Below are 12,583 nucleotides of genomic sequence, written 5' to 3'. Positions count from 1 at the left end.
TTATTATTATTAACTATTATGGAAATTAAAGATTTAACCAAAGCCGAAGAACAGATTATGCAGGTTTTATGGCAATTGGAAAAAGCATTCGTCAAAGAAGTTATTGATGAACTCCCCCTCCCTAAACCTGCGTACAATACCGTATCAACCATTATTAGAATTTTAGAAACTAAAGGTTTTATTGGTCATGAAGCCTTCGGTAAGGCCCATCAATATCATCCTTTAATCAGTAGAGAAGAATATAAACGCCATGCAACAGAAAAATTGTTGGGCAATTACTTCGAAAATTCGGTAGAGAGTATGTTCTCTTTCTTCGTTAAAGAAGAAAAACTGGATTTAAGCGATGTTGATGAAATTTTAAAAATGATTAATAAAATTAAACATAAGCCAAAATGAGTTTTGCCCACTACCTATTACAGGTGAACTTATACTTAATTGTTTTTTTCGGTTTTTACAAATTACTGTTAGATAAGGAGACCTACTTCACTTTAAACCGCATTTATTTAGTAGCTGCGGGCGTTTTGTCGTTATCTRTACCATTTATTCGTTTAGAATGGCTAACGGAGCAGAAAGCGGCGCAACAGGTTTATACTTCAGTTAATTGGGAAGCCGTATTAGCACAAGCAACGATTGTAACGGAGCGCAATACCGGTTTTAACTGGGGCAATGCATTCGTTTACATCTATTGCGCTGGTATTTTGTTTTTCTTAGGTAGATTGGTGTTTAACCTATTAGCGGTTAAAAAACTCATTTCAATAAGCAAGGCTGGCTCGGCTTTCTCTTTTTTTGGCAAAAAAGTAATTGATCAGGAATTGCCACAAATGGATGTGATTGATATTCATGAAGAAGCACACATCAAACAATGGCATACCGTAGATATTTTATTTTTCGAAATTATAGGGATTATCACCTGGTTAAACCCTGTGATTTACCTTTATAAAAAAGCAATTAAAAATATCCACGAGTTTTTAGCTGATGAACTTGCTGCCGAATTTCAGGGTGATAAGGCAGAATATGCGATGTTATTGCTAAGTAAGTCGTTCGGCATTTCGCCAAATGCCTTAACAAATGGCTTTTTAGAAAAATCATTGATCAAAAAAAGAATTTTCATGCTTCATAAAGAGCGGTCTAAAAAGATCGCTATTATGAAGTATGGAATTTTTATCCCTTTATTTGCCCTTCTGATTGTGTTTTCGTCGGCTACTGTCCGCAAAAATGAGAAGTTGTTATCCATTACCGATCAAATCCCTTTAGAGAAACCGATTGAGATTGTAGAAAACATGGTTACAACACCTGAGAAAATAATTGTAGCACCTAAAATTTCAGTTGATGGCAAAACAGATGCAAACTGGAAAGGATTTTACCAGTTTCTATTAAGAAATATTAAATACCCAGGCGCAGCCAGCAGTGATGAGGTACAAGGTAATGCCCAGATAAAATTTAATCTAAAAGGCGGCAGGGTTACCAATATTACATCGAATGTAGAACTGGGGGCAGGCTGCGATGAAGAAGTGATGAAAGCAATTTTATCCTATAAAGGATTTAAAACTGTAGCAGATGGCAAATATGCTTTAACGGTAAGTTTTAAAATTCCAGAATCTTCAGAAGAGTTTAAGAATAAATTATTGCCTAAATCGGATGGATATGTAAATCTGAACAAGATTAACATTATATCTTATCTTCCTAAAACCACTGAAACTGAAACCGGTGCCGTTAAATCTGAAAATACAGATAAAGTGTATGATTTCGTTTCAATCGAGAAACAACCGGAGTTTCCGGGCGGTATAGCCAAGTTTTATAAATACCTGAGTGGCAGCATCAGGTATCCAAAAATGGCGCAGGAGAATAATGTGCAAGGTAAAGTTTTCCTCAGCTTCGTGGTTGAAAAAGATGGCTCTTTAACAGATGTCCAAATCACACGGGGTTTAGGAAGTGGTACCGATGAAGAAGCGATGAGGGTTATAAAAGAATCGCCAAAATGGAACCCGGGCATCCAAAATGGTTTAGCTGTGAGGGTAAAATACAACATCAATGTTAATTTCACACTCAATGACCCCGCTAAAGAAACTAAAACAAGCAGTATACCAACAAACCGGATCACCTTTAAAGATGGCATAAATCAAGAAGCATTGATCATCTTAGATGGTGTGAGGTTGCCAAACAATAGCCAATTGAGTACTATAAATCCAAATAATATAGAATCAATTTCTGTTTTAAAAGATCAGGCAGCTGTTAGTCTTTATGGGCCAAGAGCCAAAACGGGTGTAATTCTAATTACAAGTAAAGGGTCTAAAAATAGTGCTTTCAGACCATTGGATGCAAAGGAACTTACTATCGACAAAACTTCTAATTTTTTTGAACTTAAAAGAAAATTCTAACCAAAATGAAAAATATAATCGCCTTTACCATAATGATGGGTTTTAGTTTAGTTGGTTTTGCTCAAAAGGCAGACAGCACAAAAACAACCAAAATTATACTTAGAGGCATACCCGCCTCTGGCACTGAACCCCTAATTGTAATAGATGGCAATAAACAGTATATAAGGGGCACATCATCACTTACTGAGGTTGATCCTAATAACATTGAGTCTGTAAGCATCTTAAAAGATAGTTTAGCAAGGGCTAATTATGGGGCTGATGGTTTTGCAGGTGTAATAGAAGTTAAAACCAAAAGTAATGCAGTAGGCAGTTACACACTTAAAAACAAAGCAATAAAACCTATAGACCTTACTTTGAATGGAAAAGTATCGGGCTTTAGTGTGCGCCCATTACCTAATGGCGAAGTGCCTGTCAGAAAGCGATACCTACTAAACCGAGATTTTGACCCCAAAGCAAAGCCGCTTTATGTCGTTGATGGGAAAGAAGTTTCAGAAATAAAAAACCTGGATCAACAATCTATTGAATCAATAGAAGTGCTTAAAGATTCGTCTGCAATAACTTTACATGGCGATAAGGGCAAAAATGGAGTCGTGATTATTACCACTAAAAAATCAAAAGCAACGCCCAAGAAAAACTAAATAATCAACATTTAATAAAAAAACAATGAGAAAGCTAATCTTTTTAGCCCTAACGGGCATCGCCATGTTCTTTAATTCTGCTAAAGCGCAGGATAATCAGGACAAAGTTTATGATTTTACTTCATTGGAAAAGGCTCCAGAATACCCAGGCGGCATTTCGAGGTTTTATGAGTACTTAGGCCGTGAAATTAAGTACCCCGCAGTAGCCAAGAAAGATAAAACCCAGGGCAAGGTATTTGCTTCTTTTGTGGTGGAAAAAAATGGAACTTTAACCGATGTTCAAATTACAAGAAGCTTAACCAAAGAAACCGATGAGGAGGCTTTAAGGGTATTGAACAAATCGCCAAGATGGAACCCAGGTTTAATTGATGGCAGGCCAGTGCGTGTTAAATACAATATCAACGTTAACTTTAAAATGAACTAAACTCAATATTATCAATCCGCTTAAAAACACAAAACCCCAGCAAAATTGCCGGGGTTTTATGTTTTCTCTCCTGTCTCGGAAGACTAAATTTAGAAAAATTTTAATGTATATGCAAATATTACAGAATAAAATTTCTAAATACGCAAAATTTTAATATGCAAACATAAGATTATTGCGACTTTCGCAAACTTTTATTTCGAGCCCACTTTGTTGTGCAAGGTTTCGGTTTTAAATTATAAAGTTTCATATGTTTTCATAACAGCGGGCAAATATTAAATATGTATCTGTTTTAGTCGTTAGCATGCTAACAAATCATTAAAATTTATTCATTATTTATTCTTGGTCTATTAACCAGTATTAGTCTGATAATGTGTCTTAAACAGCTATTTAATGATTAGTTTGTAGTTTCCTTTAAAACTAAAAAGCCTCCACGTTGTGGAGGCTCAAGAACCCAGTGGTTAAGCTGGGTGCACAGTATATCTTAAACTTTTAAATGGTTTCTTCTGAAATAAATTTTGCAGATGCAAAATCGCGGTTCATACGAGCGATGTTTTCTAAAGAGATTCCTTTAGGGCATTCGGCTTCGCAAGCACCAGTATTGGTACAGTTACCAAAACCTTCAGCATCCATTTGCGCAACCATGCTCTGCACCCTGCGATAACGCTCTGGCTGACCTTGTGGTAACAGTGCCAACTGAGAGATTTTAGCTGATACGAATAACATTGCTGAAGCATTTTTACAGGTTGCCACACAAGCACCGCAACCAATACAAGCTGCGGCTTCGAAAGCAGCATCTGCCTGCATTTTAGGGATTGGCAGGTTGTTCGCATCTTGCGCATTACCTGTGTTTACCGAAATAAAGCCACCTGCAGCAATAACTCTATCGAAAGCAGAACGATCTACGGTTAAATCTTTTACTACCGGAAAAGCTGCTGCTCTCCAAGGCTCAACAACAATGGTATCGCCATCTTTGAAAGAACGCATGTGCAACTGGCAGGTAGTAACCAAGTCTTTAGGTCCGTGCGGACGGCCGTTGATAAACATCGAGCACATTCCGCAGATCCCTTCGCGGCAATCGTGATCGAATACCACTGGCTCTTCGCCTTTATTAATTAATTGTTCGTTTAATACATCGAACATCTCTAAGAAAGACATATCCGGTGAAATATCGGCCAATTTATAATCTACCAAAGCACCTTTGGCATTGTTATTTTTTTGACGCCAAACTTTTAGCGTTAAGTTCATATTTCCTGTACTCATTGTATCTCAGATTTGAGATTTGAGACATTAGATGTGAGAGCCAAGATTTTCATCTCATGTCTCACATCTCACATCTCTTATCTATTTATAACTTCTTTGTGCTACTTTAATATTTTCAAACTTCAGCTCTTCTTTATGAAGTTCGAAGTTTACACCTTCTTTAAATTCCCAAGCGGCTACGTAAGCATAATTCTCATCATCACGTAGTGCTTCACCTTCTTCTGTCTGATACTCTTCACGGAAGTGACCGCCACAACTTTCGTTACGGTTTAACGCATCAATACACATCAACTCGCCTAACTCGATAAAATCAGCAACGCGGCCAGCTTTTTCCAATTCGGTGTTTAATTCATCAGCTGTTCCAGGTACACGAACATCGCTCCAGAATTCAGCACGTAAAGCTCTGATTTCCTGAATTGCTTCATTTAAACCTTTTTCGTTACGGGCCATACCACATTTCTCCCACATGATGTGGCCTAAACGTTTGTGGAAATGATCTACCGACTTAGTTCCTTTAATATTGATCAGTGTATTTAAAATACCAACTGCTCTTTCTTCAGCCTCTACAAAGGCAGGGTGATCAGTAGGAATTGCTTTTACCGAAATCTCTTTTGATAAGTAAGCACCAATGGTGTAAGGAAGAACGAAATAACCATCAGCTAAACCTTGCATCAAAGCAGATGCACCTAAACGGTTGGCCCCGTGATCTGAGAAGTTAGCCTCGCCAGTACAGTATAAACCAGGTACCGATGTCATTAAGTTATAATCAACCCATAAACCACCCATGGTATAGTGAACCGCAGGATAAATACGCATTGGTGTTTCGTAAGGATTTTCACCGGTAATCTGCGCGTACATATCGAACAGGTTACCATATTTTTCCTTAATTACTGCAGTACCTAAGCGCATACAGGTTTCTTTATCAGGATTGTGGTTACCGGCTTTAGAAGCTTCGATTTTTCCGTAACGTTCTGTATTGGCTTTAAAATCTAAGTATACTGCTAACTTGGAAGCGCCTACTCCATAACCTGCATCACAACGCTCTTTCGCAGCACGGGAGGCCACATCACGAGGAACTAAGTTACCAAAAGCAGGGTAACGGCGCTCTAAATAATAATCTCTTTCATCTTCAGGAATTTCTGAAGCTTTACGGTTATCATCTTTCTTTTTAGGAACCCAGATACGTCCATCGTTACGCAACGACTCAGACATTAGGGTTAATTTAGACTGGTGATCGCCAGAAACCGGGATACAAGTTGGGTGGATCTGCGTGTAGCATGGGTTTGCAAAATAAGCACCTTGTTTGTGTGCTTTCCATGCTGCAGTAACATTACTTCCCATCGCGTTGGTAGAAAGATAGAATACGTTGCCGTAACCACCTGTTCCCAATACCACTGCATGACCGAAATGACGCTCTATTTCTCCTGTAATTAAGTTACGTGCAATAATACCACGTGCTTTGCCATCGATTTTAACAACCTCAAGCATTTCGTGGCGGGTATACATTTCTACTTTACCCATACCAATCTGGCGTTCTAAAGCAGAATATGCGCCTAATAATAACTGTTGACCAGTTTGACCAGCTGCATAAAAAGTACGTTGTACCTGTGTACCACCGAATGAGCGGTTATCTAACAAACCACCATACTCACGTGCCAAAGGCACACCCTGAGCCACACACTGATCTATAATGTTGGCACTTACTTCGGCCAAACGATGCACATTGGCTTCGCGGGCACGATAATCGCCACCTTTAATCGTATCGTAAAAAAGGCGATAAACGCTATCACCATCATTCTGATAGTTTTTTGCTGCATTGATACCACCCTGAGCAGCAATTGAGTGTGCTCTACGTGGTGAATCCTGGAAGCAGAAACATTTTACTTTGTAACCCATTTCGGCCAAAGTAGCCGCTGCCGAAGCACCCGCTAAACCCGAACCTACTATGATTACTTCAATAGTTCTTTTGTTCGATGGGTTAACCAAAGGCACAGAAGACTTATATTTTGTCCATTTGCTGGTTAATTCGCCTTCTGGAATATTTGAATTAATATCTGACATATCTTTTGTGCTAAAAATTATTGAATAAGACCGAAATAAACTGCAATCGGCATGGCTGCGAAAAGGATCGAAATAATAACCGAATACCAAACGCCAGCTCCTTTAATTATACCGTTATATTTTGAGTGGTTCCATCCTAATGTTTGGAATGCGGAAGCAAAACCATGCAATAAGTGGTAGCATAAAGAAAACATAGCAAGAATATATACGACAACCCTTACCGGATCCTGAAATTTCTCTTTCATTACCGCATAAAGATCTTCATGTCCGTTGGCATCAACCGTTGGGATTCCTGTAAAACGGGAAACTACCCAAAAATCTTTCAGGTGAACCACCAGGAAAATCAGTAAAAGTGTACCCAATAAGCCCATAGAACGGCTGTACCATTTACTGTTTGCCTTACCATCGTTTACGGCATATTTAACTGGGCGTGCTTTTTGATTTTCCAACGTTAAACGCAACGCCKGAAAAATGTGCGCAAGCAAACCAATAAACAACACAATCTCGCCAGCCCGGATAATCCAGTTAGTGGCCATAAAATGTGCGCCTACGTTAAATGTTAAACCACCGTCGCTAATAAAAATTAAAGCATTAATACCGCAGTGTACAATTAAAAAAAGTATCAGGAACAAACCTGTAATACCCATGATGAATTTCTTCCCTATTGAAGAAGAAAATGCATTTCCGAAACCACTCATTTGATTAGGATTTATATCTAAATTTCTTGCAAAAGTATCTAATTATGAGTTTAATTTATAAACGAATATGACAAAACAACGATAAAACATTTATTTAGAAACATTCTAAAGCATATTCGGAAATAATTGAAAGAATATGGGAACATTTGTGGTTTCACTTACCAAATATTCGTCATTTCGAGGTACGAAGCAATCTCATTATGAAAGCCATAATAAACCAAAGTATAGGATTGCTTCGTCGTTCCTCCTCGCAATGACGATTTTTTGAGAATTTATTTTAGTTATGCAAACCCATATAACTAAGTTTTTCGTTATATTGCTCTATCAAATTATTAACATGAAAAAACAGCTCTATTTACTTACTTTATTAGCGGGCCTCTTCTCTTCCTGCGATCCAACTCCTGCTACTTTTAATCTCGAAACCAAAAACTTTGGCCCAAATGCCGTAATTACCATTCAAAGCGCTGAAAAGGGCGAAACACTGAAAGTTGAAAACATTACCAATAGCAATCAGACTTTTAAAATCAATATCCCAATAAAAGGCTATGCCACTTTAAGAACTGAAGATGGCAGTCGCACCGGAGAATATTACTTCTACCTTGATAAAGGCAGCTTCAAAGGCGTTCTTGATGGAAAAAATATCAATTCATATCCTTTAAAAAGCGTTCCAACTGAAGAGGGTGAGCAATTTATAAACTATTATAAGTTAAAAGACGGCATGAGTAAAAACCTACTTGATAGTTTGGACATTGCTGAATCGGAATTTGACCGAGCCACGCAAAGCAACATTATGGAAAAGGCCAAAAATGCAGACCGTTGGAGAGAGAAAAAAATCTTACTCCAATTGGATATCATAAAGGCCTTTGCTAAAAAGCACCCCGGTTCTGCGCACAGCCTCTTTTTATTGGAACAACTGGGCAGGGCAGATTCGGAGCCCAAAAATTATTTATCGATTTTTAACAGTTTAGATAAGGAAATCCAGGAAAGCAAAAAGGGTAAAAGTCTGTTAGAAGAGATTAAACAAGCTAACCAGATGATGGCGGGAAGTAAAATGCCTAATATTGAAGGAGAAAATCCAGATGGAAAAAAATTCGATCTAAGTATACTTAAAAAGGTAAACCTGGTTATATGCTGGACTTCTTACAGTGGGAAAAGCAGAAAAAACAACCAGGTATTGGTTGAACTCTACGAGAAGTATAAAAATAAAGATGTAGAATTTATCGGGGTATCGTTCGATAAGAAAAGAGACTGGTGGGTAAATGTGATCAAGGACGACCACCTTACCTGGCCACAATATTCAGATCTTCAGGGAGCGAAATCGCCCAATGCAAAGAACCTGAGCAATTATAATGTTACTTACTTCTTTTTAGTAGATAAAAACGGCACTGTATTAACCAACAATGATCTTTCTTTAGATTTTGTTGACAGTGAAATCAGCAAAAATTTGGCAGGCAGATAAATGTGAGGATCGACAATTCAAAAGTTGATTCCACAAAAAAAGTCCCGATTTGCATCGGGACTTTTTACGATTTATGTGTTTGAGTTTTCTTAAGCTACTTTAACATTTACCGCGTTTAGGCCTTTTCTACCTTCTTCTACATCGTAGTTTACGGTATCATTCTCGCGAATGTTATCGATTAAGCCTGAAGCATGAACAAAAATTTCGGCATCGCCATTAGATGGAGTGATAAATCCGAAACCTTTAGTTTCATTAAAAAATTTTACTGTTCCTTGTTGCATTGTATTGTATTTTAATTTGTTTCAAAGATAGAGTTAAATCCCTATAAATCAATTTTTTATTTTTTTATTATATAAATAACGCTAAATATATTGATAGTTTGCCCTTTAAGCCCGATTTAGCGGCCAGATTTAGTCTATCATTGCTCGATGTATTGCCCGGTTTTATCAATAAAGCACGTTCAAAACAGGCCTTTGCCTCCGCTTTTCTACCTGAAAAAAGCAAATACTACGCTAACATATAATTGCCGTCGTAATCAATACGGACTATCTGGAAAGAAATCAGGTTAAATTAACTATAAACCAGGTTTTCGTGCTGCTCATAATTTACCTTCAGATTTTCGGTAATTTTCACCACTAATGTTTCGTTTTCTTTACCATTATAACTTAAGATTAACAGATCACCAATGATTTCGTGTAAAATTAATTTCGGGCTGGTATAGGTGATCGATACCACATGCGCTGCTTTATTTAACAGATCTGAAGCATAAATATGTAATTCGGCCCAATCGAAAAGGATCGGGTGATCTTCTAAATCGCTTAAAACAGGCATTTTATTTGCTAAGGCCGCAATGCTGTTCATTACGGAGTACTGAAGCTTTTGGTGTAATGTATTTGCCTTTTCGCTGGCTTGCTGCATCTGAGAAAAGGTATGTGCGTGCTCATCTAAGTTGTATATTTTTGATCTTTTTTGAAATTCTTTGTAAGTATCGTGAAATATCCGTCTTTCAAAATCTGTTCTGCACATGAAATTGAAATATTGTTTTACGCTGAGGTTAATGCTAGCTAAAGCCATAATATTCGGTTTTTGTTGCTGATTCAAATATGGAACAATAAAAAAAATTAATTTATAGCGTATCGGTAAACGCTGATTATCAATCGGTAAATAGCGAAACTAAATCTTGATTATGAAAAACGGATGAATATTGGTTTGAGTACAGGGATTTGGCTGAACAGCCCGTTATTTAAGATATTTTAACATTTCGAGATTTCCTGAAGGGGGCAACTCGAGCGTAGTTGAAGGATAGTCTTTTTATTAGAAAATGTAACGGTAGTAGTTCTTGGCGGTTTGCAGTCCCGCCATTCGCTTTAGTCCCGATGAAACCTGTGAACAAGCAAGCACACCATAAAAAGAAGAAAACAGTTCTTAAATCGGGAGCTGCCGCTATTGTCGGGTTTAAGAACAAGGGGTTGTACACCCTGCAACCCCAAAAATGAAATGCTGTTGTGGCCAGCTAGCCCCGGTTGAAGCGATACCCTGCAGCAACGAGGTACGAGGCAGCAAAGCGTATAAGCGTAAAACGGGAACGCACTTATTGCTATGTACAAGCATTGCGCTTCAAACATGAAAATATTAAATTGGGTTTTTAAATGCGAAAATAATGATCTTCGACTACGCTCTCCACAGGAGTCCTTTGGACAGACTGACAACCATGGCGCTTAACTTAATGACCTGTGCCTCCTCTGTGGCTAAAAATACAACCTAATAGATTATAGGGCATACACTATTGAATTAGCTGCGCACAAAGCAACCAGTCGCCAATTTCATTTTTTTTAAAACAGTTTAATTTCCAACAGGTTATTAATATACAAAATAGGTATAACCAAAACTTTTACGATATGGAAACGAGAAACAACCATGGTTTAATCCAGGCTTTACTAGATTGCGCGCTAGCTTGCGAGCATTGTGCATCGTCCTGCTTAAAAGAAGAAGACATCAACATGATGATTGACTGTATTAAACTAGATCGGGATTGCGCAGATATCTGTACCCAGGCAGCCCGGTTATTGCAAAGAGATTCAATTATCGGGCATCAATATTTATTGCTCTGTGAAGAAATATGCAGGCTTTGTGCAGCCGAATGTAGCAAACACGATCATGAACATTGTAGACAATGCGCTGTTGCCTGCGAGGAATGTGCAGATGCCTGCCATGCCAATCACGAACCGATCCATCAGGATTAAAAAAAAGCGTCCCGATTTAAATCGGGACGCTTTTAAAAACTATTTTTTATCAGATCAATTACTGCGCTGGGAAGCTATAGTTATAAGAACCTTGCTCGCCAACACCAGAAATACTCACCATGTTGTTTCTGCCTAAAGGCAATGCTTTTTGGACATCGGCTACAGAATTTACAGGTTGGCCATTCACTTTAGTAATGATTAGCCCCTTTTCAACACCAATATTATCAAATGCTTTTCCTGTGGTTACAGACGTTACTACAACACCACTATTTATGCCATATTTCGATTTCTGGGCTTGAGTAGCAGGAGCAAAAGTTGCACCTAATTTCGAAACCTCAGCGCCTTTGCTTGTTGTATTTTTGGCTGTAAGGCCAACGCTGGCTTCTCCTTTTAAAGTTACGGTGTAATCCTTCAGTGCACCATCGCGTAACACCGTTAATTTAACTTTATCGCCTGGATTTAAACGACCAACTCTTTCCTGAAGATCAGGAGAATCGTTGATCACTACGCCATCAACTTTTTTGATTACATCACCTGATTTAATGCCTGCTGCTGCAGCACCGCCACCGGCAACTACATCATTCACATATAAACCGCTTATTTCGTTGGTTTTAATGCCTTCAGGTTTATCTTCTCCGCTTAATGGTACAAAGTTAACGCCAATATAACCACGTTTAACCGAGCCATATTTCATAAAATCATCAACAATTTTACGGGCAAGATTAACTGGAATTGCAAATCCATAACCTTGATTGTACCCGCTTTGCGATGCAATTGCCGAGTTAATACCTACCAATTCGCCATTTGCGTTTACAAGCGCACCACCGCTGTTGCCTGGGTTAATGGCTGCATCGGTTTGGATAAATGATTCGATACTGGTATTTGCCGGACGATCTGGTTTTTTACCCGTACGTTGGTATTCGCGATATTCCTCTTCAGTAATTTCGTTGCCTTGTTGCTCGCGACCAATAATACCAATACTACGGTTTTTTGCACTCACAATACCAGCTGTTACCGTAGTATTTAAATCTAACGGGAAACCAACCGCTAAAACCCATTCTCCAACCTGTACATTATCTGAGTTACCCATTTTTACAACAGGTAAGCCCGTTGCATTTACTTTAATCAAAGCTAAATCAGTATTCGGATCGCGGCCAATTACTTTTGCCTCAACTTTACGTCTGTCTGTTAAAACCACCTCTACCTTCTCTGCATTTTCTACCACGTGGTTATTGGTTACGATATAACCATCCTGACTGATAATTACACCAGAACCCGATGCTGCTCTAGGCTGACGTTGCATTTGACGACCACCGCCGCCACCGAAGAAATCTTCCATCATATCAAATGGGGACGAACTTTTACTGCCACCATTTTGTGCCGCATATGTTGTTTTAATATGGACCACACCTGGCGCAACTG

The 12,583-nt window shown here is 38.4% G+C and carries 12 protein-coding genes; 6 read left to right on the top strand and 6 right to left on the bottom strand.

The window, feature by feature from the left end; translation table 11 throughout:
- The first annotated feature begins 18 nt into the window (after positions 1-18).
- The 4 genes from AC1DPQ_RS04775 to AC1DPQ_RS04760 are packed head-to-tail and all read left to right on the top strand — an operon-like array spanning position 19 to position 3,440.
- Positions 19-396: a BlaI/MecI/CopY family transcriptional regulator gene (locus AC1DPQ_RS04775; protein ID WP_029280636.1), complete on the top strand. Its 378-nt coding sequence runs from the start codon at positions 19-21 to the stop codon at positions 394-396.
- On the top strand, positions 393-2,378 hold the full coding sequence (locus AC1DPQ_RS04770; RefSeq protein ID WP_477608170.1) for a TonB family protein: 1,986 nt from the start codon (positions 393-395) through the stop codon (positions 2,376-2,378). The genes AC1DPQ_RS04775 and AC1DPQ_RS04770 overlap by 4 nt, the downstream gene beginning before the upstream one ends.
- Before the next feature lie 5 nt (positions 2,379-2,383).
- Complete coding sequence (locus AC1DPQ_RS04765; RefSeq protein ID WP_477584962.1) at positions 2,384-3,016, top strand: TonB-dependent receptor plug domain-containing protein; 633 nt, start codon at positions 2,384-2,386, stop codon at positions 3,014-3,016.
- Positions 3,017-3,041: 25 nt separating this feature from the next.
- A complete protein-coding gene (locus AC1DPQ_RS04760) occupies positions 3,042-3,440 on the top strand; it encodes an energy transducer TonB (RefSeq protein WP_477584961.1) in 399 nt (132 codons plus the stop codon).
- A 489-nt stretch (positions 3,441-3,929) separates the two neighbouring features.
- Here the strand turns inward: AC1DPQ_RS04760 and AC1DPQ_RS04755 are convergent, their stop codons facing one another.
- From AC1DPQ_RS04755 to AC1DPQ_RS04745, 3 genes are all read right to left on the bottom strand, one after another.
- Positions 3,930-4,700, bottom strand: coding sequence for a succinate dehydrogenase/fumarate reductase iron-sulfur subunit (locus tag AC1DPQ_RS04755; protein ID WP_477582466.1), 771 nt, complete (start codon positions 4,698-4,700; stop codon positions 3,930-3,932).
- Between the two features lie 81 nt (positions 4,701-4,781).
- A complete protein-coding gene (locus tag AC1DPQ_RS04750; RefSeq protein WP_057931499.1) occupies positions 4,782-6,761 on the bottom strand; it encodes a fumarate reductase/succinate dehydrogenase flavoprotein subunit in 1,980 nt (659 codons plus the stop codon).
- Between the two features lie 17 nt (positions 6,762-6,778).
- Positions 6,779-7,459, bottom strand: a complete 681-nt coding sequence (locus AC1DPQ_RS04745; protein WP_477608168.1) for a succinate dehydrogenase cytochrome b subunit — start codon at positions 7,457-7,459, stop codon at positions 6,779-6,781.
- 337 nt (positions 7,460-7,796) lie between these two features.
- Here AC1DPQ_RS04745 and AC1DPQ_RS04740 point away from each other — a divergent pair, with 337 nt between their 5' ends.
- Complete coding sequence (locus tag AC1DPQ_RS04740; RefSeq protein WP_477582464.1) at positions 7,797-8,918, top strand: TlpA family protein disulfide reductase; 1,122 nt, start codon at positions 7,797-7,799, stop codon at positions 8,916-8,918.
- An 89-nt stretch (positions 8,919-9,007) separates the two neighbouring features.
- Here AC1DPQ_RS04740 and AC1DPQ_RS04735 read toward each other — a convergent pair whose 3' ends face one another.
- Together AC1DPQ_RS04735 and AC1DPQ_RS04730 are read right to left on the bottom strand one after the other, a co-directional pair.
- Positions 9,008-9,199: a cold-shock protein gene (locus AC1DPQ_RS04735; protein ID WP_010599638.1), complete on the bottom strand. Its 192-nt coding sequence runs from the start codon at positions 9,197-9,199 to the stop codon at positions 9,008-9,010.
- Positions 9,200-9,488: 289 nt separating this feature from the next.
- Positions 9,489-9,992 (bottom strand): hypothetical protein, encoded by a 504-nt coding sequence (locus AC1DPQ_RS04730; RefSeq protein ID WP_477582462.1) that lies wholly within the window; start codon positions 9,990-9,992, stop codon positions 9,489-9,491.
- Positions 9,993-10,816: 824 nt separating this feature from the next.
- Between AC1DPQ_RS04730 and AC1DPQ_RS04725 the strand changes: the two genes are divergently transcribed.
- A complete protein-coding gene (locus tag AC1DPQ_RS04725; RefSeq protein WP_083505280.1) occupies positions 10,817-11,161 on the top strand; it encodes a four-helix bundle copper-binding protein in 345 nt (114 codons plus the stop codon).
- A 58-nt stretch (positions 11,162-11,219) separates the two neighbouring features.
- Here the strand turns inward: AC1DPQ_RS04725 and AC1DPQ_RS04720 are convergent.
- Positions 11,220-12,583: trypsin-like peptidase domain-containing protein (locus tag AC1DPQ_RS04720; RefSeq protein WP_477608166.1), on the bottom strand; the 1,364-nt coding region annotated here is incomplete at its 5' end.

The sequence above is a fragment of the Pedobacter sp. 01T416_2 genome, assembly GCF_056398925.1.
The sequence above is the reverse complement of the archived record's forward strand: the minus strand, read 5'-3'. Positions and strand labels throughout refer to the sequence as shown.